General features: G+C 59.0%; 27 protein-coding genes and 1 riboswitch. Of the genes, 3 read left to right on the forward strand and 24 right to left on the reverse strand.

Annotated features, from left to right (window positions below; genetic code table 11):
• Nucleotides 1–21 precede the first annotated feature (21 nt).
• Nucleotides 22–1,167: an aminotransferase class I/II-fold pyridoxal phosphate-dependent enzyme gene (locus tag GE107_RS12640; RefSeq protein WP_219640340.1), complete on the reverse strand. Its 1,146-nt coding sequence runs from the start codon at nucleotides 1,165–1,167 to the stop codon at nucleotides 22–24.
• A gap of 103 nt (nucleotides 1,168–1,270) precedes the next feature.
• On the reverse strand, nucleotides 1,271–1,408 hold the full coding sequence (locus GE107_RS12645) for a hypothetical protein (RefSeq protein ID WP_219640341.1): 138 nt from the start codon (nucleotides 1,406–1,408) through the stop codon (nucleotides 1,271–1,273).
• A gap of 199 nt (nucleotides 1,409–1,607) precedes the next feature.
• Between GE107_RS12645 and GE107_RS12650 the strand changes: the two genes are divergently transcribed.
• Entirely contained in the window at nucleotides 1,608–1,754 is a 147-nt protein-coding gene (locus GE107_RS12650; protein ID WP_219640613.1) for a hypothetical protein, read from the forward strand.
• 215 nt (nucleotides 1,755–1,969) lie between these two features.
• Here GE107_RS12650 and GE107_RS12655 read toward each other — a convergent pair whose 3' ends face one another.
• From GE107_RS12655 to serC, 3 genes are all read right to left on the reverse strand, one after another.
• Nucleotides 1,970–2,212: an AbrB/MazE/SpoVT family DNA-binding domain-containing protein gene (locus GE107_RS12655; protein WP_219640342.1), complete on the reverse strand. Its 243-nt coding sequence runs from the start codon at nucleotides 2,210–2,212 to the stop codon at nucleotides 1,970–1,972.
• 183 nt (nucleotides 2,213–2,395) lie between these two features.
• Nucleotides 2,396–2,875: a tRNA (uridine(34)/cytosine(34)/5-carboxymethylaminomethyluridine(34)-2'-O)-methyltransferase TrmL gene (trmL, locus tag GE107_RS12660; RefSeq protein WP_219640343.1), complete on the reverse strand. Its 480-nt coding sequence runs from the start codon at nucleotides 2,873–2,875 to the stop codon at nucleotides 2,396–2,398.
• A gap of 198 nt (nucleotides 2,876–3,073) precedes the next feature.
• Nucleotides 3,074–4,162 (reverse strand): 3-phosphoserine/phosphohydroxythreonine transaminase, encoded by a 1,089-nt coding sequence (serC, locus tag GE107_RS12665; RefSeq protein WP_219640344.1) that lies wholly within the window; start codon nucleotides 4,160–4,162, stop codon nucleotides 3,074–3,076.
• A 127-nt stretch (nucleotides 4,163–4,289) separates the two neighbouring features.
• Between serC and thpR the strand changes: the two genes are divergently transcribed.
• Complete coding sequence (gene thpR / locus GE107_RS12670; protein WP_219640345.1) at nucleotides 4,290–4,880, forward strand: RNA 2',3'-cyclic phosphodiesterase; 591 nt, start codon at nucleotides 4,290–4,292, stop codon at nucleotides 4,878–4,880.
• 62 nt (nucleotides 4,881–4,942) lie between these two features.
• On the opposite strand, the gene GE107_RS12675 is transcribed toward thpR, so the two are convergent.
• The 17 genes from GE107_RS12675 to liaF form a co-directional block, all read right to left on the reverse strand.
• Nucleotides 4,943–5,644, reverse strand: coding sequence for a CTP synthase C-terminal region-related (seleno)protein (locus tag GE107_RS12675; RefSeq protein ID WP_219640346.1), 702 nt, complete (start codon nucleotides 5,642–5,644; stop codon nucleotides 4,943–4,945).
• A gap of 243 nt (nucleotides 5,645–5,887) precedes the next feature.
• Nucleotides 5,888–6,613, reverse strand: a complete 726-nt coding sequence (gene queE, locus GE107_RS12680) for a 7-carboxy-7-deazaguanine synthase QueE (RefSeq protein ID WP_219640347.1) — start codon at nucleotides 6,611–6,613, stop codon at nucleotides 5,888–5,890.
• Nucleotides 6,606–7,052, reverse strand: a complete 447-nt coding sequence (locus GE107_RS12685) for a 6-pyruvoyl trahydropterin synthase family protein (RefSeq protein WP_219640348.1) — start codon at nucleotides 7,050–7,052, stop codon at nucleotides 6,606–6,608. Before GE107_RS12685 ends, queE begins: the two co-directional genes overlap by 8 nt.
• Nucleotides 7,049–7,714, reverse strand: coding sequence for a 7-cyano-7-deazaguanine synthase QueC (gene queC, locus GE107_RS12690; protein ID WP_219640349.1), 666 nt, complete (start codon nucleotides 7,712–7,714; stop codon nucleotides 7,049–7,051). The genes GE107_RS12685 and queC overlap by 4 nt, the downstream gene beginning before the upstream one ends.
• Nucleotides 7,715–7,762: 48 nt before the next feature.
• Nucleotides 7,763–7,807: riboswitch (PreQ1 riboswitch) on the reverse strand.
• Between the two features lie 149 nt (nucleotides 7,808–7,956).
• Nucleotides 7,957–8,319, reverse strand: coding sequence for a VOC family protein (locus GE107_RS12695; RefSeq protein ID WP_219640350.1), 363 nt, complete (start codon nucleotides 8,317–8,319; stop codon nucleotides 7,957–7,959).
• 51 nt (nucleotides 8,320–8,370) lie between these two features.
• Nucleotides 8,371–9,228, reverse strand: coding sequence for a helix-turn-helix domain-containing protein (locus GE107_RS12700; protein WP_219640351.1), 858 nt, complete (start codon nucleotides 9,226–9,228; stop codon nucleotides 8,371–8,373).
• A 127-nt stretch (nucleotides 9,229–9,355) separates the two neighbouring features.
• Nucleotides 9,356–10,780 carry a type I glutamate--ammonia ligase gene (glnA, locus tag GE107_RS12705; protein WP_219640352.1) on the reverse strand — a complete coding sequence of 475 codons (1,425 nt, stop codon included), beginning with the start codon at nucleotides 10,778–10,780 and terminating at the stop codon, nucleotides 9,356–9,358.
• A 310-nt stretch (nucleotides 10,781–11,090) separates the two neighbouring features.
• Entirely contained in the window at nucleotides 11,091–12,152 is a 1,062-nt protein-coding gene (gene aroF / locus GE107_RS12710) for a 3-deoxy-7-phosphoheptulonate synthase (protein ID WP_219640353.1), read from the reverse strand.
• A gap of 316 nt (nucleotides 12,153–12,468) precedes the next feature.
• A complete protein-coding gene (locus GE107_RS12715; RefSeq protein ID WP_219640354.1) occupies nucleotides 12,469–12,972 on the reverse strand; it encodes a DUF2062 domain-containing protein in 504 nt (167 codons plus the stop codon).
• 34 nt (nucleotides 12,973–13,006) lie between these two features.
• Nucleotides 13,007–13,963 carry a 4-hydroxy-3-methylbut-2-enyl diphosphate reductase gene (locus GE107_RS12720; protein WP_219640355.1) on the reverse strand — a complete coding sequence of 319 codons (957 nt, stop codon included), beginning with the start codon at nucleotides 13,961–13,963 and terminating at the stop codon, nucleotides 13,007–13,009.
• A gap of 115 nt (nucleotides 13,964–14,078) precedes the next feature.
• Entirely contained in the window at nucleotides 14,079–15,542 is a 1,464-nt protein-coding gene (locus GE107_RS12725; protein ID WP_219640356.1) for a sensor histidine kinase, read from the reverse strand.
• Nucleotide 15,543: 1 nt separating this feature from the next.
• Complete coding sequence (locus GE107_RS12730; RefSeq protein ID WP_219640357.1) at nucleotides 15,544–16,230, reverse strand: response regulator transcription factor; 687 nt, start codon at nucleotides 16,228–16,230, stop codon at nucleotides 15,544–15,546.
• A 104-nt stretch (nucleotides 16,231–16,334) separates the two neighbouring features.
• Nucleotides 16,335–17,870: a S1C family serine protease gene (locus GE107_RS12735; protein ID WP_219640358.1), complete on the reverse strand. Its 1,536-nt coding sequence runs from the start codon at nucleotides 17,868–17,870 to the stop codon at nucleotides 16,335–16,337.
• Between the two features lie 195 nt (nucleotides 17,871–18,065).
• The gene (locus GE107_RS12740) at nucleotides 18,066–18,479 is read right to left on the reverse strand and encodes a YugN family protein (protein ID WP_219640359.1); all 414 of its coding nucleotides are present in this window, start codon (nucleotides 18,477–18,479) and stop codon (nucleotides 18,066–18,068) included.
• A gap of 44 nt (nucleotides 18,480–18,523) precedes the next feature.
• Nucleotides 18,524–19,165 carry a response regulator gene (locus GE107_RS12745; RefSeq protein ID WP_219640586.1) on the reverse strand — a complete coding sequence of 214 codons (642 nt, stop codon included), beginning with the start codon at nucleotides 19,163–19,165 and terminating at the stop codon, nucleotides 18,524–18,526.
• Nucleotides 19,166–19,194: 29 nt separating this feature from the next.
• Nucleotides 19,195–20,250, reverse strand: a complete 1,056-nt coding sequence (locus GE107_RS12750) for a sensor histidine kinase (protein WP_370636401.1) — start codon at nucleotides 20,248–20,250, stop codon at nucleotides 19,195–19,197.
• Between the two features lie 4 nt (nucleotides 20,251–20,254).
• The gene (liaF, locus tag GE107_RS12755; RefSeq protein WP_219640360.1) at nucleotides 20,255–21,391 is read right to left on the reverse strand and encodes a cell wall-active antibiotics response protein LiaF; all 1,137 of its coding nucleotides are present in this window, start codon (nucleotides 21,389–21,391) and stop codon (nucleotides 20,255–20,257) included.
• 251 nt (nucleotides 21,392–21,642) lie between these two features.
• Here liaF and GE107_RS12760 point away from each other — a divergent pair, with 251 nt between their 5' ends.
• Nucleotides 21,643–22,920 carry an ammonium transporter gene (locus GE107_RS12760; protein ID WP_219640361.1) on the forward strand — a complete coding sequence of 426 codons (1,278 nt, stop codon included), beginning with the start codon at nucleotides 21,643–21,645 and terminating at the stop codon, nucleotides 22,918–22,920.
• A gap of 1,040 nt (nucleotides 22,921–23,960) precedes the next feature.
• Here GE107_RS12760 and GE107_RS12765 read toward each other — a convergent pair.
• Nucleotides 23,961–24,317 (reverse strand): hypothetical protein, encoded by a 357-nt coding sequence (locus GE107_RS12765; protein WP_219640362.1) that lies wholly within the window; start codon nucleotides 24,315–24,317, stop codon nucleotides 23,961–23,963.
• Nucleotides 24,318–24,415: 98 nt separating this feature from the next.
• Complete coding sequence (locus GE107_RS12770) at nucleotides 24,416–25,816, reverse strand: methyl-accepting chemotaxis protein (protein ID WP_219640363.1); 1,401 nt, start codon at nucleotides 25,814–25,816, stop codon at nucleotides 24,416–24,418.
• Nucleotides 25,817–25,896: the final 80 nt, after the last annotated feature.

Here is a 25,896-nt window from a genome sequence, read left to right on the forward strand (position 1 = left end):
TCGGCGTCCGGAGCCGGTTGGTTACCCGAAATCGGTGGAACGCCCGACAAAATCCCCTATCGCTTCCAGCAATCGCGAGACGCCGGTCTTCAGCTGCCGCTCGTCGCTGAAAGCGAAGGTGAGACGGAGCGTGTTCCCTTCCGGCTGCGCCGCGTAGAAAGGCGCTCCCGGTTGGAACATCAAGCCTCGGATCCAGGCCCCCCGGAGCAGCGCCTCCCCGTCCAGGCCTTCGGGAAGCTTCAGCCATAGATGAATGCCGCCGTCGGGATTCCTCCAGCCGAGACCGCGCATGCGCTGCTGACCCAGCAGCGCGGTAACCCGCCGCATCCGTTCCCCGCACTGCACGCGCAGCATATCGACCAGTGGCTCCAGCGGCTGGTCCCGAATCAAATCCGCCAGCGCTTGCCGCTCCAATGGCGTGACCCCCGGTTCCGCCGGAACCTCCTCGCCGCCTCGGGCCGCAGGATACCACCGTTTGAGCGTCTCCTCTTCGCCCGCAAGCCAGCCGAACCGCAGTTCCGCCACCAAACCCGGAGGCAGCTGTCCGATCGACAAGACGCCTTCCGGCACGGATGCAAGCCGGATCCCGGCCTCGCCCGCGTCTCCGTGATAAGCCAGCATCTCATGACGGTCATCCCGCAGCATCAGCACGCCGGTTTCCCGGCAGACGGCGGTCACGGACCGCACAAGATCCTCCGGCCATACGGCTCCTTCCGGATCCGTACAGGCCGGGGCTGCGTACAGGACCCGCGGGCGGTGCCGGCTAATCGCTTTCTTGAGCGCATCCGGATCCACGCCCGCTCCGTCCCCTTGCACGGCTTCGACCCGCAATCCCGCTTTGCGGAACGTTTGCAGCGCGGAACGGGACGTAAGCCGTTCAACCAGCACGACATCCCCAGGCCTCCACGACCGCTCCGCCAGCAGGGATAAAGCGGCGTCCGCTCCCGGCGTCAGCTTCAGCCGCCCGATCCGTCCTTCCGCTTTCCCTCGCAGCAATCCGCGCGCCAATACCGTTTTCAAATCGTCGCTCTCTTCCGGCCCCGCCGATCCCGAGATGCCTTGCTGGCGGAACCGTTCCGCCGCATGCGCCAGCCTCTCCTCCCAATCGGCCGCCGATACCAACCCGTCCTTCGGCCATCCGCCCATCCAATTGATGATTTTGTTCATACTTTCCCTCCCCCGTCGAGCATCTAACTGTTCCATATGTATGCGGGTGAGGTTTCGTAAAATGTGAAAGACCCGAGAAGTCTCTTGTCTTTCGGTTTGCGGATCATGGCTTGCTGAGCCGGTCCCAGGCGCTTTCAATCGCCGTGAACATTTCTTTGCGGTCGGTCTTCTTCGGGATATAGGACTGCAATGCCGCGCCGATTTCCCGGTCAAGCCGTCCGGATATTTGGACCGGTTTCACGACAGGGTTTTATTATTCTTGCTGTAAGCGATAATCTCACCCGCGACCGGGCCGAGCACCTTCGGGTCATCAGCCGCGAGGGTGCCGCAAACCGTAAGCGCACTTCGTTCGCTTGGACTCGCGGGTGTTCACAACATTTTGCGTTTTCTTTTTGGCGGTGCTTGGGTATAATAGAGAAAGTTAAGCGGAGGTGTGGGAGATGTTTCTTGCAGAAGAGGCAACGACCCGGGCGATTGAGTTCCTGGGCATGTCCGGCAAATTCTGGATTATCATGATCGTAATGGCTTTGTTCCTCACCGCGATCCTTACGGCGGCTTATAACGACGACAAAACCAAAGGACTGTAACCCCGAATGCCGGGCCGTCGAGACTTCGACGCCCGGCATTTTTCTTTGGCAGACATTTCTGCACAGCGGCGGAGAGACATGATTTTGATGGTTCGTCGGGAAAACGAGCGGAATAGCGGCGGAGAGACATAAAATGGACGCGTCAAAAATGAAATCGCCCGTTGCTCGCTGTTGCGGCGAGCGTCGGGCGATTTCGCGTTGCGAGGGACGTATGTTTACAGCCCCTGCATCTCCTTCAAGCATACGGCGCAGACATAGCGCTCCTTGAACTCTCCAACGCCATCCATTGAAGAGCAAAACACGCAGCGAGGCCGGTATCTTTCCAGGATAATATGGTCTCCTTGGACCAAAATTTCGACGGGATCCCCTTCATTCATCTGATAACGTTTACGCAATGATTTGGGTAACACGATGCGGCCCAATTGGTCCACTTTCCGGACGACGCCTGCAGGTTTCAAAATCTGTTCCTCCCATTCGCGGCTTTTCTAGCTAGTAACTGAAACCTATAGCCACTCTATACGGTTCGATAGAAGGCGGGATAATCCTCCCCGCCGACACATTTGCTTAATATCCTGCAAATTTCGACAAAAAACTTGTCGACTTCATCAGCATTTAGCGGATTTATTCAAAGAATGGAGGAATTATTCTCCAGCCGGAACGTCGAGTCCCGGAAATCCGGTTTGCTTCAAGGCTTCGTAAACCAGGATGGCCGCCGTATTGGCCAGGTTGAGAGAGCGGACCTTGTCGGTCATCGGAAGCCTCATGCAAGTGTCCGGATGCCGGTCCAGCAATTCCTGGGGAAGGCCTTTCGTTTCTTTGCCGAACACGAAGAAATCCCCGTCCCGGAACTCGAAATCTGAGTACCGTCTCTTCGAGCGCGTGCTCGTGAAAAAGAACCGGGCCGACGGATGGGCGGCTTGGACTTCCTCGAACGAATCGTAATAAGTGATGTTCACCGCGTACCAATAATCCAGCCCCGCTCGTTTCAGCTCCCGGTCGTCGGTGGAAAAGCCGAGCGGGCGGACGAGATGAAGATGGGTGCCGGTTGCGGCGCATGTGCGCGCGATGTTGCCCGTATTCGCGGGAATTTCCGGATGGACGAGTACGATGTGGAACGGCATGTCGAACCTCCTTGCGCAAGGAACCTTTCGCGGGATTCCGGTTCTGTACCCGTATCCCTCTGCGTCAGGTAAAACATCGGACAAAACGGCGATAACTCCAAAAGATGAGATAGTCCGATCCAGCAGCACAAACCCGAACGGCCCGGGTCGCGAAACAAAACGGCGGCCGCCGGGCCGCCGTTCGCCATCACCCTCGGTTTACCCGTTGCGCCGCTTGAACTCGTCCATGAATTCGACGAGCGCGCGGACGCTGTCCGCCGGGACCGCGTTATAGATGGATGCCCGCAGGCCGCCCACGTCGCGATGTCCTTTGAGACCGACGAAGCCGGCCTCCTCCGATTCCTTGACGAAACGCTTCTCGAGCTCTTCGTTCTCCATCCGGAACGTCACGTTCATGATCGAGCGGCTATCCAGACTGGAGCAACCCCGGTAGAAGCCGCCGCTGCGGTCGATCGCGCCGTACAAAAGCTGGGCTTTCTCCTGGTTGATCCGTTCCATCGCCTCGGCGCCGCCCTTCGATTTGACCCATTTCAGCACGAGGTTCACCATGTAGACGGCGAAAGTCGGCGGCGTGTTGTACAGCGAATCGCTCTTGGCATGGGTCGCGTACTGCAGCATCGTCGGCACCGCGTGCGCGGGCGGCGCGAGCAGATCCTCGCGGATGATGACGATCGTGACGCCGGACGGACCGAGGTTTTTCTGGGCTCCGGCATAGATCAGGCCGAATTGGGAAACGTTCAAGGGACGGCACAAAATGTCGCTGGACAGATCGCCTACGAGCGGAACCGAACCGGTATCCGGATAGGCCTGCCATTGCGTTCCTCCGATCGTCTCATTACTCGTCAGATGCACGTACGCGGCGCCTTCCGGAACGGCAAGTTCGCTTGCGGCGGGAATCCGCATGAAGCCGTCGGCTTCCGTCGTCGCGGCGATCGTCACGTCACCGAACATTTTCGCTTCCTTGATCGCCTTCGCGGCCCACGCCCCCGTATGAACGTAAGCCGCTTTGCGGCCCGGAGACAGCAGGTTCATCGGCACCATGGCGAACTGCGTGCTGGCGCCGCCCTGCAAGAACAGGACCTTGTAGCCGTCCGGAATGGACAGCAGCTCCCGGAGCAGCTTCTCGGTCTCGTAATGTACGCCTTCGTACGTTTTTCCGCGGTGCGACATCTCCATGAGAGACATGCCCGTCCCCTCGAAATCGACGAATTGTTCCTGCGCCTGCCGCAATACTTCCAGCGGAAGCGCGGCGGGTCCGGCGTTGAAATTGTAGGCGCGGCTCTCCATGACATTCCCACCTTCGTTTATAATCATGATAGGCCTATCATAACAAAGGGGGAGATACGGGAGCAACCACAAAAAGGCCCTTTTTCATCGAAAGTGAGTTTATTTCCGAACGAAAGGTGAAATTCTCATGAATAACTTTCGTATTTTCATCGGTATTGCTCTTTCTCCCTCCGTAACCGGCCGGCTCGCCCCCGCGATGAACCGAATGTCTTCCGTCCTGCCCTTCCGGACTTGGACGCATCCGGACGATCTGCACGTCACGCTGCACTTCCTCGGGGACACGCCGGGCGACAGGCTGAGCGCGATCCGCCGTACCCTGGAGGAGGCGGCCGCGAACACCGTCCCCTTTCCCCTGGCGCTCAGCGGCCCGGGCACGTTCGGTCCGCCCGCGGCTCCCCGCATCCTGTGGCTGGGCCTGAACGAGATTTCCTCGCCCGGCGCTTTGGCACGGCTTCATGCCGCGCTCGCGCCCGGGCTGCTTGAGGCCGGCTGCCGGCTGGAGGACCGGCCGTTCCGCCCCCACGTCACGCTGGCACGGAACGGCGGGCCCGGATGCAGCCGCCAATCGATTGAAGCCGCATGGCATTCCGCGATCGCGAAAGAAGAAGCCGTCATGCCGCTGACATGGACGGCCGACCGGGTGACGCTGTTTCTCTCGCACCTCGGACGGCGTCCCAGCTACGAACGATTGCACGAATTCCCATTGCAGCTAACATAACGCCAACCCGTTCTTTGCGGCCGGGCATCGTCAGACGTTTCCCGGATCCTCAGCTCCGAGCGTTACGAAACCTGGGCCGCCGCGCGCAGGAAGGCTTTGATCAAGGGATGGACGATCGCTTTGAAAGCGGATCGTTCCGGCTGGTAGAGCGCCCCTGCATAGAAAGGATGCGAGACCAGCTCCGCCAATCGGGCTTCCCCGTTGCCGTCGACACCGGTCACCCGCATGTCTCCTCGCTCGAACAGATGGCGGAATTCGGGATTCAGGCCGTAGTTGCAAATGCCGTATTGCTCCTTGATCTCGTTCGTGCCGTAGACCTCCGCCATTTTCGACCCCGGAACGAGCCGGAACGCATGCGTTTGCTCGCTCACCGAACAGGACAGAGGGGTTACCAGCTTGAGCTCGGCGTCCGGATTCGATTCGGCGTGGTCGGCGAGCTTCAGGTCAAGGACGTTCCTTGCGTATTCGATGAGCATGTGCTGATAGCCGCCGCATGTGCCGAGGAACGGTATCCGCCGCTCCCGCGCGAAGCGGATGGCGTTCAACGCGCCTTCCATGCTCTCGTACGGCGTAGCCGGTACGGCCCAGAGCGCATGGTATTCCCTCAATTTCCGTTCCGCGGCCCGTTCAAGCGACGGCGTCGCCAGCCATTCGATCTCGAATGGGACGGAGATTGCGTTTGCCGCCAACTCAATTGCTTTCGGTATCGCCACGTGCGCCTTCACTTCCGGCTTGTAATCGCCGATTAGCCCGACCCGGATCAAATGCCTCACCCTCCCGTCATTTTTCAAGCGTCCATCGTATCACTTCATAAGGTCTGTGTAAACCATCATTTCGGTGATAAACGGAATGATAAGCTTAGTGCCCAACCAAGTAAAACGGCTACGCCGTCCTTTTCGGACGGATAGACGTTTTATCGGAGGCGATTCAGAAAAAAGATGGCGGATTTTATACTTTCTGAATCATGAACGAAGGCCCATTCGCGATCGCGAACGGGCCCAGCATGATCAAACCCCGCGCTTGTTGCCCCATAGCCAGGCATGCAGCTGCGGAAGCACGCGAACATTGCGCAGTTCCGCCGACGCCATCGCGCTTTCGACGAGCCATTCATACCGCCTCATGAGGCGCTCCAGCAGCCGCGACGAATCCCGCTCTTTCAGGTCGCCATTGCCGGCTTGCAGATAGAAGGGAACCCCCGGATAACGCCGATGCACGGCTGCGGCGTAACGGAAATCCGGCTCATCGAACACGACGACCTTCAGGCTGTTCTGCCGGCATCCCGCTTGCAGCCGCTCCACGATGCCGTCCAAAACGTCCCAATCCGTCGCCATGCCGGAGCTCGGCGGTTTGGGCGACAGCGTCAGCTCGTCGACGAGCAGGAACCAATCCTGCCACCGGCTGCCCTGCGTCTCCAAGGCGACCAGAACGCCTTCCCGATGGAGCAGGTCAATCAACTCCCCCAACCCGGGAAGCAGCGCGGGATTGCCTCCGGACAGCGTGACATGGTCAAACGCGTCTCCCCCCGTCCGACGCAGCTCCTCCATGATTTCATCCGCCGTCAGCATGCGGATTTCGTCTTTGCCCGAACCGTCCCACGTAAACGCGGAATCGCACCACGAGCACCGATAGTCGCAGCCTGCCGTCCGCACGAACATGGTCTTCCGTCCGATGACCATCCCTTCTCCCTGCACGGTCGGCCCGAAAATCTCGATGACGGGGAACCGGTTAGACACCGCGGGCACCCCCATCGCCGGGGCGGTATACCACATAGCTGGTCGGCGTCTCCCGAAGGAAGATTTGCACGCACCGCGGCTTATTCGGCGTCCCGTCCAAATACGCCTGCACGAGTTCGCACAGCGTCCGGGCGACGTTCTCCGTCGTCGGGTAACGGTCGGGAGCATCGTCCCCGAACCAGGCTGCGTGCTCATTCAGCAGCGAATGGTCGAAACGGTCGTGAATCAATTTTTTGATCTCCGAAAAATTGACGAGAAATCCGCTCCCGTCCAGCTCGTCTCCGGCGATCGTCACGTTGGCGAAATAGGTGTGTCCATGCATGCTGGCGCATTGCCCCGCGCTGTCGGAAGGCACATAGTGGGCGGCGGCGAACTGCAGGTCCTTATTCAGCTCGTAACGGTACGGATGCGAAACCTGCGGATAGATCTGCTGGATCATAACCGTACGCCTCCGCGTTTGGCCGTTTCGTACTCCCGCAGCCCTTTCTCGCGCAGCCGGCAGGCCGGACATTCTCCGCAGCCGCCCGCGACGATGCCTTCGTAGCAGGTAAGCGTGTTGTCGCGTACGTATTCGTAGGCGCCCAAATCGTCCGCAAGCTGCCACGTTTGCGCCTTTGACAGCCACATGAGCGGCGTGTCGATGACGAATTCGTAATCCATCGCCAAATTCAGCGTGACGTTAAGCGATTTGATGAAAACGTCCCGGCAATCCGGGTACCCGCTGAAATCCGTCTGGCAGACGCCGGTCACGATATGCCGCGCCCCCGCTTGTTTGGCGAACACGGCCGCGAACGAAAGGAACAGCAAGTTGCGCCCGTCTACGAAGGTCGAAGGCAGTTCCCCCTCCTTATGTTCGATCGCGATGTCGGATCTTGTCAGCGCGTTCGGAGCCAACTGGCCGAGCATCGACATGTCGAGCACCCGATGCGGCACGTTCAGCTCTTTCGCGATCCGCACGGCACACTCCAATTCCCGCCGGTGGCGTTGACCGTAATCGAACGTAATGGCCCCCACTCCCGCGAAGCGCTCCAAGGCCCAGTAGAGACACGTCGTGCTGTCCTGTCCTCCGCTGAAGACGACGACGGCTTTTTCGGATTTCATCCCCATATTCCTCCATGTCATGAAAAAACGGCACCAAGGAGGCGCCGCTTTTCCTTAGTTTTTTATAGAGGGTTTGTCTAGAACCTCTCCCGGACGCGCCGGCTTGATGCCGCCCCGCCCGGATTTGTATGCGATTGCTTTCATTGTAGCAACGAACCGGCTTTGGGAGCAACCCTTTTCGTCGCGTGGAGGCGAACCGGATTCTTCCGGACACGTAAAAAAATTCGGCGCGGCTCCGTGTGTTACCCTTTTAAAATGAACTCGTTGCCGTCTTCGTCCTGGAACCGCGCGTAAGTGCCCCAGGGCATCGCGTTCGGCTCCTCCAGGAACTTGACGCCCGCCGATTTCATGCGCTCGAACGTCCCTTGGATATCGTCGCACAGGAACACGATGGAAGCCTTCATCTCTTCCGAGGCGGCCATCATCATTTTCGGGTAAATGACCAGGCAGGACTGGGCTCCCGGCGGCGCCACCTCGATCCAGCTCGCTTCCGGCGTCATCGGCGTCTCCCTGCGCAGCTCGAAGCCCGCTTTCTCCGTCCAGAACGTTTTCGCTTTCTGCTGGTCATCCACATATACCGCTACGGTGCCGATTTGCGTAATCACGAGTCCATCTCTCCTCCGTTGTTTCGGTACCCGATTGGGCGAACGACTTCATTATGTCCGATCCGCGGGTTCGAAATCTTGTACGAAAACGACATCCTCGGGATCCGCAAGCCGGCCGTCCCTTCTATTCCGAAACCGGCGTTGGAACGATTTGGGCGTCATGCCGAAATAACGGACGAATGCTTTGGAGAAATGCGGGTAATCGTAATAGCCGCAGCGATACGCGACTTCCATAAGCTCCGTCTCCGGATGGAAAAAAAGCGTTTGACGCGCCTCGTTAAAGCGGTAGATTTGCCACAGCTGCTTGGGCGGCAGGCCGATTTCTTCCTGGAACTTGCGTTCGAGCTGCCTGATCGACCAGCCGGCGTTTTCCGCCCATTCTTGGATCGTAAGCCCGCCGGTCGGCTTCTCGAGGAACGCGGCCAGCTCCGCCAGCTGCTTGTCCCGAGGCCGGGCGTTGCTTTGCAGGCGCTCGCGCACCCAACCAGCAAGGCATTCCTGCGCTTCTTCGCGCGGCCCGGATTCAAGGTCGGAAGCCAGCTTGCCGGCCTCCTTGTCCGCGAACGCCGCGAGCGGAAGCAGCGCATCTTTCAAACGCCGCATCGAAACGGGAAACAGACGCGCGAATCCCCATGCCTGCAGTCGGATGCCGTACAGCCGGAGCCTTCCGTTCGCCTGCAGCTCCACCGGCCTCGTCAGCGGCCCGATCACGAAAAACGCCGGCAGCACGCGATCCCCGTCCGAAGCGACCCGGTATCGGGCTCCGAAGGTAAACAGCACCTCCACCCGGCCGTCCGGCCACACGGTTTCGCTGCCTTCCGCTCCTTCTCCGTACGTTTTGTCCATGTGCCAGAAGCATTTGACGACGTCCTTCAAATCCTCCGGCGGTTCCCACTCGCGGTAAGACAAGAGGTTGATCCCTCCTTGGCCTGTGATTCCATCTTACCACCGGCAAGCCCGGGAAGCACGTCCCGAAACGCGAAGAAGGGATCCGCCGCACGGGCGAATCCCTTCGGTAAGAGCTCTATGACGACGATTAGCAGTCGAAGTACAGACCGTACTCGTGCGGATGCGGGCGGATCGAAACGGCTTTCGCTTCGGCGCGTTTGAACGCCACGTAGTTGTCGATGAATTCCTTGGTGAAGACGCCGCCTTCGGTGAGGAAGTCGGAATCCGCTTCGAGAGCGTCAAGCGCTTCGTCCAGGCTGCCCGGAACGCTGCGGATTTCTTTCTTCTCTTCGTCGGACAGCTCGTAGATGTTCGTATCGAACGGACCGTAGCCGAGCGCTTTCGGATCGATTTTGCGCTTGATGCCGTCCAGGCCGGCAAGCAGCATCGCGGCGAATGCGAGGTACGGGTTGGCCGTGGAGTCCGGCGTGCGGAACTCGATGCGGCAGCCTTTCGGCGTAACGGCCGCGACCGGAATGCGGACCGCCGCGGAACGGTTGCCCTTCGAGAACACGAGGTTAACCGGCGCTTCGTAACCCGGAACGAGACGTTTGAACGAGTTCGTGGACGGGTTCGTGATCGCGATCAGGGCCGGGGCATGGTACAGGATGCCGCCGATGTAGTTCAGAGCCAGCTGGCTCAGGTTGGCGTAAGCGCCTTTCTCGTAGAAGAGCGGCTCGCCTTCGTTGAAGATCGATTGGTGAACGTGCATCCCGCTTCCGTTGTCGCCGAAGAGCGGCTTCGGCATGAACGTCGCGACTTTGCCGTATTGGCGAGCTACGTTGTGGATGATATATTTGTACTTCATCAGGTTATCGGCGGTTTTGGTCAGCGTGTCGAAGCGGAAGTTGATTTCCGCTTGGCCGGCCGTCGCCACTTCGTGGTGGTGACGCTCGACGCGCAGGCCGGATTCCTGCATCAGGCGAACCATTTCGCTGCGGATGTCTTGCTGGGAGTCGGTCGGAGCAACCGGCACGTATCCGCCTTTGACGCGGACTTTGAATGCAAGGTTGCCGCCTTCTTCTTTGCGGTTCGTGTTCCAAGCCGCTTCTTCGGAGTCGACGAAGAAGGAAGAAGAGTTCATCGTGCTTTCGTAGCGCACGTCGTCGAAAATGAAGAATTCGGATTCCGGAGCGAAGAATGCAGCCGTGCCCACGCCGGATTTTTGCAGGTATTCTTCGGCCTTCTGGGCGATCGAACGCGGGTCGCGCTCATAGCGCTCGCCGTCCGGCGTATAGATGTTACACATAACGACCAAGGTCGAATGCGCCGTGAACGGATCCACGTAAACGGATTCAGTGTCCGGCATCATGACCATGTCGGATTCTTCAATGCCGCGGAAACCCGGGATCGAGGAACCGTCGAAGGCTACGCCGTTGACGAAAGTATCCGCGTCCACTTCGGAAGCCGGCAGCGTGATGTGATGCGCTTGGCCTGCCAAGCTGATGAACCGGAAATCTACGAATTCGATATTCTTTTCCTTGATGAGTTCCAACACTTTTTCAACAGCCATTTTCGTGTTTCCTCCTCATTTCCGAACATTAGATATGATTTTTGGACGAAACGTTCAAGTTTTCACCCAACTATGTGGTCTATTATAAATCTCCGATTTAGAGAGCGTCAATAGCTATGTCAGGTATTTTTTATCGATATGTTAGCAATTCTTACACTCTTCATAAAAACTTCAAGATTGCCTGAAACCCGTCTCCCGGTCAACGAAAAACGGCCTGCGGATGCAGACCGTTCTGCGATTGGACGATAAGTTCGTTTGTTCGTGAATGGCCGAATGCGATCCTTCAGGAGAGAACGTCCCTCTTCGAAGTTTATTTCTGCCAGGTCACGAACGCTTCGGCCGGTTCCTTCGCGGTATCGAACTTCTTGCCGCACAGCGGGGCGAGCTGTTCCAGCTCCTTCAGCAGGCGCGCGAACTGATCCGGGAACAGCGATTGGACGCCGTCGCCCGTCGCGGAATTGTCGGGATCCGTGTGCATTTCGATGATCAAGCCGTTCGCGCCGGCGGCGACGGACGCCTTGGTCATCGACTCCACCAGCTCGCGCCGGCCGGTGGCATGGCTGGGGTCGGCGATGACGGGCAGGTGGGAAAGTCCCTGGATGGCCGGAATGGCCGCCAGGTCGAACGTGTTTCTCGTGTACGTCTCGAACGTGCGGATGCCGCGCTCGCACAGCATGACATTCGGGTTGCCGCCGGCCAGGATGTATTCCGCCGCGTTCAGCCATTCGTCATAGGTGGCGCTCATTCCGCGTTTGAGCAGGACCGGCGTCTGCACGGTGCCCAGCTTGCGGAGCAGATCGAAATTCTGCATGTTCCGCGTGCCGACCTGCAGGATGTCCGCGTATTCCGCGCAGATGTCCACGAACTCGGGCGCCATGACCTCCGTGATCGTGAGCAAGCCATGTTTCTCTCCCGCGTCCTTCATCCACTTGAGCCCTTCCACGCCGATTCCTTGGAAACTGTAGGGCCCGGTGCGAGGCTTGAAAGCGCCGCCCCGGAGCACTTGGCCTCCGGCCGCTTTCACGAGGCGCGCGATTTCGTCGATTTGCTCCGGCGTCTCCACGGCGCACGGACCGCCCATGACGACCAGATTGTCCCCGCCGATCCGCACGCCCTTGATTTCGATGATCGTATCGTCCGGGTGGAAGTCGCGGCTGGCGAGCTTATAGGATTTGGAAATTTTGATGACGTTCTCCACGCCCTTCATGGAGCGGAGATGCTCCGCCAAATGGGGGTCCGCCTTGCCGATGATGCCGATTACCGTCCGGTCGGTCCCGCGGGAAACATGCGCCTGAACGCCGCTTTGCTCGATGTGCCGCACGATTTCGGCGATCCGTTCCTCGGTGATGTGGGGCGAAGTAATGACGATCATGAAGTTCACTCTCCTGAAGATTATACTTAGCGCTTCGACGCTTGTACGCTTTGACGCTTATACGCTTTTAAGTACTAAAGCAACTATAAGCGAAAAGGACGCCCCCTGTCAAGCCATTCGTCATGACCTCGGGGGCGTCATCATTCGGGCTAGCCAGACACTTTAAGCGGGCCTGGCAGGCTTAACCCCAGCCAACCGCCTCAGGCAAGACACTTTAAGCCGGCCTGGCAGGCTTAACCCCAGCCAACCGCCTCAGGCAAGACACTTTAAGCCGGCCTGGCAGGCTTAACGCCTTGATAAGCCCGCGCGGACAACGTTATTCCCCCGACACCTTAGGCTCCAACCTGCCCCGCCTCAGCTTGCGCTTCTCCCGGCGTTTGTTTTTGAAAGCCTCCAGGCTGGTCTTGATGGGAAAATAGAACAGCGCGCCGAGCAAGGCACCGTTAATGATCCCGCCTACGATCAGCTTCAGGGAAGTCGTGAGAGCTTCGTTGACCCAAGGGTACAGGAACGGAATGTGGACGGTAAAATGCTTGGGCAGCACCCAGCCGCCTACGATCGCGTGCAGGAACGCCATCGGGATGTAGATGAGCTTGCCGAAGACGAAGCCGATGAGCGCCGCAGGCAGGTTGCCTTTCAGCAAATAGACGAGCGGAAAGATCAGCAAGAACGCGAATCCGAACGTCGGAAACGTGAACATCTCGATCGCCAGCCCGATGGCGAAACCCATCGCGACCATGGAAGCTCCGCCTTTTGCGCGAAGCAGGCCGACATACTTGTATCTCAACCAACGCTTGAATCGGACGAACCGATGTGCCATACGGACCTACCTTTCCGAAGTCGGAAGCCGGGCTTTACTGTCCCTGGGCCGATTTCTCCCGGACGGTCGGCAGCAGCTTGTTCAGGTTCACGGTGCGGCGAACCGGCCAAGTTTCCGGATTGCCGGGATCGAACTGTTCGAGATATTGGATGACTTCCTTGGTGATCGGCGTCGGCGTCGAAGCGCCGGAAGTGACGGCAACCTTCTTGATGCCTTGCAGCCATTCGGCCCGGATCTCCGAGACGTCCGCTATGCGGTAGGCAGGAACGCCGGCGATCTCTTCCGACACTTGGGCGAGCCGGTTGGAATTGTTGCTGCGGGGGTCTCCGACCACGATGCACAAATCGGCTTCCTTCGCCTGCTCGGCCACCGCCTCCTGGCGAACCTGGGTCGCCAGACAGATTTCGTTGTGGATTTCCGCTTGCGGAAAAGCCTCCAACAGCCGCGCCATGAGGTGCTTGATGTCCCATTGGGACATCGTGGTCTGGTTCGTGATGATGACGCGTTCCGATGAAAGCGGCAGCTTGCCGATGTCTTCTTCCCGCTCGATCAGGTGAACGCGGCCCGGCGCGATGCCGATCGCCCCTTCCGGTTCGGGATGGCCCTTCTTCCCGATGTAGACGACCTCGTAGCCCTCCGCCACCTTCTCGCGGATCAAGTCGTGCGTCTTGGTCACGTCGGGGCAGGTCGCGTCGACCAAGGTCAGCCCCTTCTCGCGCGCCCGCTTCCGCACTTCGGGGGAAACGCCGTGCGCGGTGAAAATGACCGTGCCCTTGTCGATTTTCTCCAATATCTCCAGCCGGTCGTTGCCGTCGAGCGTGATGATGCCTTCTTTCTCGAAGGCTTCCGTCACGTGGCTGTTGTGGACGATCATGCCTAAAATATAAATGGGGCGCGGAAGATCCAGGTTGCGCGCCGTCTGAAGCGCGAGCACCATGGCATCCACCACGCCGTAGCAGTATCCTCGGGGGGATATTTTTAGTACTTCCATGTTTAGCGCCTGCTTTCCCGCCTATGCGGCGATGGGAACTCCCGCGTCGGCTGAGCGTGCGGTTGTTACCATTATAGCCGATTCCGCGCGGCGGGAAAAGTCGACCGGTTCCCGGTCATTCTGACACGGGTTTCTCCTGCAGAGGCAGCCATAGCGTAAACGCGCTCCCAACGCCGGGAGTCGATTTCACGTCCAAGGTGCCTTTGTGCATGTCCGCGATCCATTTCGCGATCGATAAACCCAGTCCGGTACCGGAAGTCTGACCCCTGGAAGGGTCGGCCCGGTAGAAGCGGTCGAAGATATGGGGCAGATCCTCCGCGGGAATGCCGATGCCGGTATCTCCGACGACGAGACCGATCCTTTCCCCGTCGCGGACGGCAAACAGCCTTACCTCCCCATCCGGGGTATATTTGAATCCGTTCTCTATGAGAATAAACAGCAATTGAAGCAAATAGTCCCGGCTCCCCTTGACCCAAGCGTCCTCCAGCGCATCCAGCGGCCCGATGTTCCATTCCGCCTGCCGGGGCAGGAACGACGCGCGCCGCGCGGCTTCGTCCACCAGCTGCCGCAGAGGGATCGGCTCCATCTCCATCTCGTAACCCGCGTCCGCGCGGGCCAGCGACAGCAAGTCGCCCACCAGGCTGCTCATCCGGCGCGCTTCGTCCGCGATGTCCCGAACCGCCTCAAGGGACATCTCCTTCCGTTCGGCCGGCGACAAGGCCATACGCTCCTCCGCCCCTTCGTCCGCGGTCCATATTTTGTGAAGGAGGTCGATGTTGCCGCGGATCGTCGTAAGCGGAGTTCGCAGCTCGTGCGAGGCGTCGGATACGAAACGCCGCTGCGCCGCGTTCGTTTCCTCCAGGTGATTGTAAGCTTTCTCGATCCGGGCCAGCATGCTGTTGAGCGTGTCCGTGAGCCTGCCGATTTCGTCGTTCGGTTTCTCCCTTGGAATCCGGTGACCGAGCTCGGAGCCGCTCTGGATCCGTTCGGCCGCCTCCGTCACCCGGTTGATCGGACGCAGCGCCTTGCGGGACAGAAACATGCCGAGAGCGAAGGCCGCGGCGAGTCCCATCACGCCCGCGATCCAAAGAATCGTACGGAGTTGAGAGAATAAGTGCTCTTCTTTCCCCGTGTACGCCCCGACTTGCAGCAATCCGACCAGCCTGCCGGAATCCAGGAAAAGCGGCGTTTGATAAACCAAAAAGGGCATTCCGTTGATTACCGTGCGGGAGAAGTCCTGGTCCGCGTCAATGATGTCGGGGTGGGGAAACGTTAACTCATCTCTCCGGTCATTTTGGGCCATATTTTCGGTTTTCTGAGTGACTGTACCTTTCTTGTCATCCACGTAACTGATGAGTTGGATATAGATGCTGTTGGGGTCATATCCACGAGGCGCTCGGCTGCGAAAGCCGAACTGAGTCAAGGAAACATCCGTGCTGAGCGCCAGTTGCGTCAACTGCTTCTTCAAATCGTTCATCGTGTTTCGGTAAACGACCGTATAAATGACGACTCCGAACGCCACCAGCGCCACGGCCAGCAGACCGGAGTACCATAATGTCAACCTGAGCCGGATGGACATTTCAGCTGTCCCCTTTCAGCACGTACCCGGCGCCGCGAACGGTCTGGATCAGCCGTTTGCCGCCTTGCTCCTCCAGTTTCTGCCGCAGCATGGCGACGTAAACTTCCAGAACGTTCGATTCCCCGCTGTAATCGTATCCCCAGATACGCTCCATGATCTGGTCGCGCGACAGCACCCGTCTCGGATTCTGCATGAACAGGTGCAGCAAATCGAACTCCTTGGCCGTCAGATCGATGCGCCGGTCTCCCCGGATCGCTTCCCGGGCGCCCGTGTCCAGCACCAAATCGTCATACCGGAGCCGCCCGTCCTCTTCGCTTTGTTCCGGCCGGCGTCGAAGCAGAGCCCGGATTCTCGCCATCAATTCCTCGAGCGCGAAAGGCTTCACCAAGTAGTCGTCGGCGCCGAGGTCCAAGCCCTTGACCCGGTCTTGCACCTCGTCTTTGGCCGTCAGCAGCAGCACGGGCGCAACGATGCCCGCTTCCCTCAGCCGCCGGCATACCTCCCAACCGTCCAGCTTCGGCATCATGACGTCCAGCACGACCAGATCGGCCTGCCGCTGGCCAAGCAACCGCAGCCCTTCGGCTCCATCCGAAGCGGTCGTCACCTCATAGCCTTCGAAAGCCAAACTCCGCCGCAGCAGCGAAGTGATTTTCTCGTCATCGTCGATCACCATAATGTGGGGCCTCATCCGCTACCTTCCTTCCTACGCGCGCACTTGCCTTATTTTACTCGATATACGGAAAAAGCGGGAGCGGTCCGTCACCGAACCGTCCCGCGTTTTTCGATCCTTCGTTATTGTTGGTTGAAGTCGTTGTTCGTGAATTGGTTTTTATCTCCGATTTGTACGGTGATATCGATTTTCTGTCCGTTGCGGATAACGTGCAGCTTCACCTTGTCGCCTACGTTCTTCTTCTGAATGGCGGCGATTAAGCTCTCGTTGTCCTTGTAATCCGTGCCGTCCATGCCCGTGATCACGTCATAGGCCCTCAAATCGGCCTTGTAGGCAGGCGAGCCGTATACGACATCCCGTACCAGCGAACCCGTCTGCCCGCTGAGACCCAGCTTGTCGGCGATTTCCGGGGTTACCGTCATGAGCGTCGCTCCGATGAACGGAACCGGCTTCTTCGGAATGGCCTTGTTGCTCTTCAAATTGTCGAGCACTTCCTTGATCGTGCTCGTCGGAATCGCAAAACCGATCCCTTGCGCCTGCGAGCTGACCGCGGTGTTGATGCCGATAACCTCGCCTTGAAGATTCAGCAGCGGTCCGCCGGAGTTGCCCGGGTTAATGGAAGCGTCGGTCTGCAGCAAATGCTGGTAATTCCGCGTTCCTTGCGAATCGGGGATGCTGATTTCGCGCTCGTTGGAGCTGAGGACGCCGACCGTGACCGTATGGTCGAAGCCGTAAGGGTTGCCGATCGCGATGACCCAGTCGCCCATGTTGGAGCTGCTCGAATCGCCCAGCTTCAGCGTCGGGAAGCCCGTGCCTTCGATTTTCAGCACCGCCAGGTCCAAGTCGTAGCTGGAGCCGAGAAGCTTCGCTTTAAACGGCTTGTTGTGGCCGACGACCGTCACTTCGATATCGTCCGAGTCCGCGATGACGTGCTGGTTGGTCAGGATATAACCGTTCGATTCGAAGAGGAAGCCGGAACCCATTCCGCTTTCCTGCAAAGACCCTCCGTTGTCGCTTCCATTGTCGCCGCCGTTATCTCCGCTTCCCGGATCTTCCCCGAAAAACTGGCGGAACAAGTCGTCCATTTGGCTGTTGCTTCTGCGGGAATTCGCTTTGACGTACGTTTCGATCTTGACGACCGCCGGGGACGACTGCTCGAAAATTTTGGCGATATTGTTCGGTCTCACGGTGTCCACCGCGTTGCTCACCGGGACGCTTGCGGCTTTGGCCGTCTCGCCCTGGGAGGATGCCGCGAACGTTTCCTGGGTGAACCAGTTGCCGCGGTCCGCCGCGAACATCAAGCCGCCGACGACAACGACGCCGACCATGAAGGAGGCGAAGAGGGCGCGCAGCGAGGTTCTTCTCGGCGGGGATTGCCAAGCGCCTCCGCGAACGCCGCCCGAAACCGTGAAGGGGCGGTATTCTCTGCTGGCCGGCACGACTTCCGCCTGTTCCGGATCGCTTTGCCCGGGAGCGGCTCCCGCTTCATAAGGCTGGGTTCGGCCGAAAGGACCGAACGTATACGGCTCGGACTCTCGGCGGATGCCCGCGTACGGATCGTCCCTCTCGGTGCGGAAATCCGTTTGCCGCTCTCTCGTTTGATCTTCGTTATGGGAAAATCCCTGCAGCTCATCCGGCTTTTTATTTTGATCGTCCATGTCCCATTCCTCCTTGGCGCTTCGTCATCGCGCCGTGCTGTCTTCTTCTTGACTCTATCTTGAAGCCCGAACCTTAAAACTATCTTAAACCGAAATGAAGACGAAGTAAAAAACAGGCGAGCACGAAAGAAGCCCCAAACAAAAAATCGCCGGAACGCGGTTCGGGCGACTTCTTGTTGCGCGGGTCCATTTCGTCTATGCCGGGAAAATGCCCTCGATTTCTCTGATCTTCCGTTTCGCCTGTTCAATCCAATGGGGCTCGATGCCGTCGTCCGGGTCGACAGGATCGGAGAATTGGTCGAGCATGGCCCCCATCCCCCGGGGATGCGCCTCCCGGTCCAAGCCTTCATTATAAACGTGTTTCAGCACGTAGGGTTCGCCGAATCGGATTTTCGCGTCGTTTTCCTCGGTTTCGCTGTCCAAATTTCCGATCGTCACTTCGAAAGGAAGCCGGAGCCAAACTTGCTTGGCCTCGTCCAAGGCGCAATCGAACGAACCGTGGTCGTAATCCCAATTGCCGCCCAGGGTGAAGCCCCGTTCGGCGGCGGCGCTGCGGAAGGGGACGAATTCCTGCACTTGCGATGTCAAAGGCGAAGAGATCGGAAACATGCTTATCCCCCTTTAAGCATCAGCGTTTCCGATTTCGCGCCCATTTATCCCTCTTTGACCCATCCTTTGCGGTGGGCGTAAATCGCGAGCTGGGTACGGTCCTCCATCTCGCATTTCATGAGGAGGTTGCTGACGTGCGTTTTGACCGTTTTCACGCTGATATGCAGCTCGTCCCCGATTTCCTTGTTGGATTTTCCTTCCGCGATGAGCAGAAGAACCTCCCGCTCGCGTTCCGTCAAACCTTCGTCTTCGTCTTGCACGGACCGTTTGCGCAATCCGCGGGTCAATGCCTGCGAGACGTCCCCGCTCATGACCGGCATGTTCCGCAGCGCCCCCTGCATCGCATAGATCAGCTCGTCAGCGGACACCGTTTTAAGCACGTAACTGACCGCCCCCGCCTCGATCGCTTCGACGACTTTTTCGTCCTCCAGAAAACTGGTGAGAATGATGATGCGCAGTTCGGGAAACCTCTGCAGCAGCGCGCGGGTCGCGGCCACCCCGTCCATTTCCGGCATCATGAGGTCCATGAGGACCAGGTGCGGCATTTTGCCGCCACAGCCGCCTTGGGTCAGCTTCCGCACCGCTTCCTCGCCCCCGGAGGCTTCGCCGATGACCTCGAACCGGGAATCCAGCATCAAATACGTTTTGAGCCCCATGCGGACCATTTCATGGTCATCTACGATCATCACGTTCCACACGTTCGCTTCAGGTGCCGTCACTGTCCATCTCTCCCCCGATTAGCTTCGTCCGTTTTCTCCATGCCGAACTTGGGAATCCATATGCGGACCCGCGTGCCCGCTCCTTGCTTGGTCACGATTTCGGCTTCGCCGCCCAACCTGAGCGCGCGCTCTCTCATCGTGGACAAACCGTAGGCGCCTTCCCGCACTTGGTCCGGCTTGAAGCCCAGTCCGTCGTCTTCAATGTGCAAGCTCACCTGGTGCTCCGTTTCCCCCAGCAGCAGCCGAACCGACTGGGCTTCCGCATGCTTCACCACATTGGCCATCGCTTCCTGGATCGCGAGGAACAGCTGATGCTCCTTCGCTTCCGACAGCGGCGACTTGAGCTGGATGTCCAGCGTGCCTTGCAGACCGTTATGGCGGCAGTAATCCGGAAACCACCGTTCAAGCGCTTCCGCAAGCGTCCTGCCCTGCAGCTCCATCGGCCGGAGCTGGGCGATCAGTCCCCGCATCTGGCGCTGCGCGGAAGACGACATCGCGATCAATTGGTCCATCAGTTTGCGGGCTTGTTCTTCGTCCTTCTGCAGCAGCTTCGGCAAGGAGGACGCGGACATATGCAAAGCGAACAATTGCTGGCTGACGGTATCGTGCAGGTCGCGGGCGAGACGTTTGCGCTCCTCCAATACCGCGGCTTCTTTGGAAGCCGCCTCTTCCGTGATGTCCCGCTCGCCCAGACGCTGAAGCAGCATCAGCCTGTCCTCCAAGAGGGAGAGCATGCCGTTGAAATCCCGGTACACGCCCGCATAAGCGTCAAGGCCGAGTTCGGGCAGCCGCGCGTTCCAGTTGCCGGCGGCCGCTTGTTTGAAAGCGAGCTGCAGCTGGTCGAGCCGCCGCTGATTCCGGTGGCCGAACATGTACGCGACCGCCATCTGGACGAGCAGGAAAAGGACTGTCCAGCTGAGCCACGCTTCCATGCTCGGGGCGTGCCGGGTCACGGCGACCCAGCCGAAATAGACGAGCATCATCATGACAAGGGTGGAGACACCCGAATAAATCGCCATTTCCCATTTCCCGTTGCGAACGAGACGCATCATGCGGTTACCCTACCTTCGTCACCCGGACATCGCCGATGAACGCGCTGGCAATCAAGACGATCCGTTTATCCGTATCGGAATAGCTTGGCGTTTCCACGGACATATGGTTGAAGAACCCTCCGCGTTTGTGGTCCCATACCCGGACGTCCCCGATCAGGCTGCTGGAGACGACTTGCACTCCGACGCTGAGATCATTGGGGACAAACACTTTCACGTCGCCGATGAAGCATGAGACATGAATTTTCGTTTCGCCGAGAGGGATTTGCGCTTTCGTCAAATCCAGCGTCGTATCCCCGATGAATAGGGAAATGTTCATCGGCCGAAGCTCCCAGTAATCGTGGCCGACATGCACGTCGCCGATGAAGCGGTTATGCTGGGCGGCGTTCGGATTCCAACCCCAATTCCCGTGGTGATGATGCCGCTCCCAGCGTTCTGCCCTGCGTTCCATCCTCTCGCGCATTCGCGCTTCGTGACGCTCCATTTTTTCGCGAATACGCTCTGCGTGGCGTTCCATCTTATCGTGCAGCCGCTCATAAGAATGTTCATGCCGGCGGTTAAGGCTGTGATCATGGCGAAGATCGCGGAAAACCGGGGCGCCTTCGTTCGGAGCCGCTCCCGAATCCGGTTTCGGCGGCGGGGGCGGATTTTCCGGCGAATGGCCGGTAAAAGAAGCGTTCGGATCGTCCGTAAGCGGCGGCGCCGGCGGCGGTCCCTGCGGGGGGGACGGCGGGTTCGGTACAGGCGGCGGAGTGACGGGATTCCAGCCGTAGCTTGGGCGGTCGTCACCGCTCCGTTCCTTGCGCGGCCTGGCCCCCTTCGCAATCATGCCGATTCCGAACAGGATCAGGACAAGGGGGCCGAGCATGCTGAACAGATCCTTCAGCTCCCACTCGAACCACCCCATGTTCCGGCCGAGGAAGACAACGCCGACCAGAATGACGATGATGTTCCACAGAGAGCCGCCCGATCGTTGAATGAGCAGCCCCTGCAAGCCGAACAGAATGATGAAAGCCGGCCAGAACGTCCCGATTAATTCGCCGATGCCGATCGAAACCGCGCCGGTCTGGTTGAGCAGGAACACGACGCCGACGGCGACCAGCACGATTCCCCAGAACAGACGGTGAAGAAAGGACGGTTGCATAAGGTAAACCTCCGATGGTCGCAAGATAGATGTTCGTTGTCCTCAGTATAAGGGAAACCTCCGGCGGTCCGACAGCGGCGCGGGGTGGAAAGCGGTCTCCGTCTGCAGACGGAGATCCTGCCCCGATTCCATGCTTATCCATGTCAATAATCATAACGCGTTTCGTTGACATTGTAGAATGTCACCGATATAATGAGGGCGAATTTCATTGTTTTATGTAAGGTTTCTATAACATAACAGGAGTTGGAAACATGGAATTAGCGGATTTATCCAGAGGCCTGGACACGGTCTGGGTCGTGTTGACGGCAGCCATGATTTTGCTGATGGAAGGCGGATTCGCTCTGCTTGAGGCCGGATTCGTACGGCAGAAAAACGCGGTCAGCATCATCATGAAGGTGTTCGTCGACATTTCCTTCGGCGCCTTGATCTTCTACGCCATCGGGTTCGGGCTCATGTACGGCAAGGACGCCGGCGGCTGGATCGGTTCGAGCGGCTTCTTCTTGGGAGGCGACCTTTCCCATCTGCAGCTGAACATTTCCCATGACACGTATTGGCTGTTCCAATGCGCCTTCGTCATCGCCGTTATTTCCATTGTATCCGGGGCCGTCGCCGAGCGCATCCATTTTCGCGCTTATATCGTTTACGCGCTCATCATGTGCGGTCTGATCTACCCGATATCGGGACATTGGATCTGGTCGCCAGGAGGATGGCTGGCGAAGCTCGGCATGATCGATTTCGCCGGTTCGGCCGCGATCCACGCCTTGGGCGGATTCGCCGCGCTGGCGGCCGCGATCTTCCTGGGCCCTCGGATCGGAAGGTTCGGCGAGGGCGGCAAAACGAACATCGTTCCGCCTTCGAACTTGCCGCTCGCCTCGGTCGGCGCGTTCATCCTGTGGTTCGGCTGGTTCGGCTTCAACTCCGGCAGCACACTGAGCGCGACCAACGAATCGATCGGCCACATCGCCGTCACCACGATGCTCGCTTCCGCGGCCGGGTGCGCCGCGTGCATTCTGTTCACGATGCTCCGTTACCGGAAAGCGGATCCGCCGATGGCCATCAACGGAGCACTGGCGGGGCTCGTCGGCATCACGGCCGGCTGCGCGTTCGTGTCCGACGCCGCCGCCATCCTGATCGGCGCCGTCTCCGGCATCGTGATGGTGCTGGCCAGCGAGTGGCTCGAGACCAGAGGCGTCGACGATCCGGTGGGCGCTTTCGCGGTGCACGGCATCAGCGGTAGCATCGGTACGCTCGCCGTGGGCTTGTTCGCGGTTCCGGGAACGGCCGCCCACGCCGGCTTCTTCTACGGCGGAGGCTGGTACTTGCTCGGCGTTCAGGCACTGGGACTCGCCGTCGTGGCGGTATGGGGCTTCGCGCTGACATGGGGCGTGTTCGCTTTGATCCAGCGTTTCAAGCCCGTTCGCGTATCCCGGGACGAGGAACTGATCGGGCTGGACGTCGGCATCCACGGCGTACCCGCTTACAGCCAGGAGCACGACTTCCTGGACGTGGAGAACCTTCGCAAGTCGTGATCGGTTAGCAACAAGCAACAAGCACCGAGTTCCGAGCACCGAGTTCCGTGCCACCGAGATACAAACACCAAACACCGAGCACCGGGTGCCGAGTTCCGAGCACCGAGATACAAACACCAAACACCGAGCACCGGGTGCCGAGTTCCGAGTACCGAGTACCGGGCACCGAGTTCCGAGCACCGAGTTCCGTGCACCGAGATACAAACACCAAACACCGAGCACCGGGTGCCGAGTTCCGAGTTCCGAGCACCGAGTTCCGAGCACCGAGATACAAACACCAAACACCGAGCACCGGGTGCCGAGTTCCGAGTTCCGAGCACCGAGTTCCGAAATACTAACACCGAGCACCGGGCACCGAAATACAAATACCAAATACCAAACACCAAACACCAAACACCAAGCACCAAACACCAAGCACCGAGTACCGGGTGCCGAGTTCCGAGTACCGAGCACCAAACACCTAGCAACAAAGAATACGCTATAAACAAAAATTGCTAACACAATCAAGCAAGGCATCAATCACCTGAGATTGCGAGATTGTGGATTGCGAGATTGTGGATTGCGAGATTGTGGATTGCGAGATTGTGGATTGCGAGATTGTGGATTGCGAGATTGTGGATTGCTGTTGGGGAGCGCGGCAGAACTTTATCTGCCGCGTCTTCGTTTGGGCTGAAGCCTAGCGCTTAGCAGACCGGGTTGCGGTGCTCTAACCGGGTTTTTCCGGGCTGCAGCGCTCAGCATTCCGGGTTGCGGCGCTCTAACCGGGTTTTTCCGGGCTGCAGCGCTCGGCAGACCGGGTTGAGGCGCTCTAACCGGGTTTTTCCGGGCTGCAGCGCTCGGCAGACCGGGTTGAGGCGCTCTAACCGGGTTTTTCCGGGTTGCAGCGCTCAGCAATCCGCTTTGCGGCGCTCTAACCGGGTTTTTCCGGGTTGCAGCACTCAGCAGACCGGGTTGCGGCACTCTAACCCGAGTCAAAAAGCCCGAACTCCCGCGGGAAGGCCGCAAGGGAGGCGGGCTCGCAAAGCAAAGCTACATCGTTGTCAGACCCACGTATCCGGCAAGTCGGCCGGGATGGAGCCGTCCAGCATCTCCTGGTACCGATCGATCTCTTCGCGCAGAAGACGGGCCTTCTCCATCGGTTTCTTGACGTAATGGATATATTCGACCGCCAAATGATGATCCGGCTTCTTCCCGCTGAGCATCCTTCGCAGCGGCGACAACGAACGGTAGGCCTGCTCTTCCTTCCGGAGCCGGCGCTCGTAGCGTTCCACCATCTGCTCGATTTCCACGATTTCCTGCTCCCGCTTGGCGATGAGGGCGGCCAGCAAAGAGTGCACCTCCGCGGTCTTCCTCTTTACGGCGGACAAAGGCTGCGTGGAGATTGTGGCTTCCGTCACGTATTCTCACCTGCCGTCATTTTTGTTAACTTTCATCACAATTTCCCTTATTGTAATGGATTTTCGGCCGTTTGAGAACACTTATGTCAGGTTTATTGTCAAGAAACCACAATGTCGATGCCAACGACGCCAACCACGACGCCTTCGGGCCCCCGGATCGGCATGGAGACTGTCAGACAGGGCCGCTTCGTAATCGCGGATACGTACACGTCCGACACGTACGCTTCCCCCGCCATCGCCCGTTTCCACCATTCCCGCCCGCGGGCGTTCAGCAATCCGGCTTCCGGCTCGGAGAAGACGAAGGAACCGTCGCTCCGGTTGGACCATATCGCTTCCATCCCCGGAAGCCGGCTGAGCGCAGCCCCCAGAATCTCCCGATGCCGCCCTGCGTCCATCCCGGTCACCCCCGGATCCTCAGCAACGGCCCGCAGCATCTCGATCCACTTCGACGTATCGGCGGAAACGCCGGTTATGCGAGCTTTCGCTCCCGCGTTCCGAACCGATTCGGTCAATTCGGCCGCGGCTTCCTTCAGCTCGGCGGATACCCGGCCCAGATTGTCGATTTCCGCCCGTTGCCTCCGGTTCTGCTCAAGCGTGTCCTCCACGCTCTTCATAGTGAGCCCGACCGCTTCGACGACTTCCTCCAGCCGCCCACTCGCCGCCGTCGTCCTGTCCGCCTGCTCGGCGGCATAGTGCAGGGTCCGGCCCGCCTGCCGGTCCACCTTGTGAATGGAATTGAAAATCTCGTCCATACTGCCGCGCATTTTGCCCATCTCTTGGAGCCCCCGGGCAACGGACTGCTTCTCCCGATCCACGGAGCTCACGACGCTCTGAATGCCCGTTTCGATCTCGTGCACGATGGCGGAAGAGCGTTTGACCGCTTGTCCGCTCTGTTCGGCAAGCTTGCGGATCTCGGACGCGACGATCGAAAAGCCCCTTCCGTGTTCGCCTGCATGGGCGGCTTCGATCGCGGCGTTCAAGGCGAGCAGGGAAGTCTGGGCGACGATTTCCTGAATGAGCGCATTGATCTCCCCGATTTTGGAAGCTTGGGCGATCAGGCCGTTGACCCGTTCCTCCATCGTTCCATGGTTGACGAAGAGGTCGTTCATGACGTCGTCCGTGTGCTGCAGCGACCGGCAGACATCGATGACCACGTCTCTCGTTTCGTTGCTCAGCAAGCTCATTTCTTCCGAAACGACGCGGATTTCCTGGGAAGCACCCGCAACCTCCTGCAGGGAAGAGAACGCCTCCTTCAGGGATTCCATTGCGCCGCTGCTGTGCCGGCGGAGTCGGTCTTCCTTCTCCGCCGCTTTGTCGGCCAGCATCCCGAGCTGTCCCATGCTGCCGTCGACTTCCGAAACGGCGGCCCCAAGCCTGTCCGCGATGACGAGAGCCTCGTCCGCCATCCGCCGGAGCGCTTCCGGTTCGGAGGATGGAACGGTCTCTTGAGGAACGGCAGAATGATTCGAGCGGAATAGACGTGCCCATTGTGACGCCATTTGGCTCCCCTCCGTCGCGTATTCTCGACAATTGGTGTAAGTTATTCTAACATTATAGACACCGTTGCGACAAAAAGAAA

The organism is Cohnella sp. CFH 77786 (assembly GCF_019400745.1).
Lineage (GTDB): Bacteria > Bacillota > Bacilli > Paenibacillales > Paenibacillaceae > Cohnella.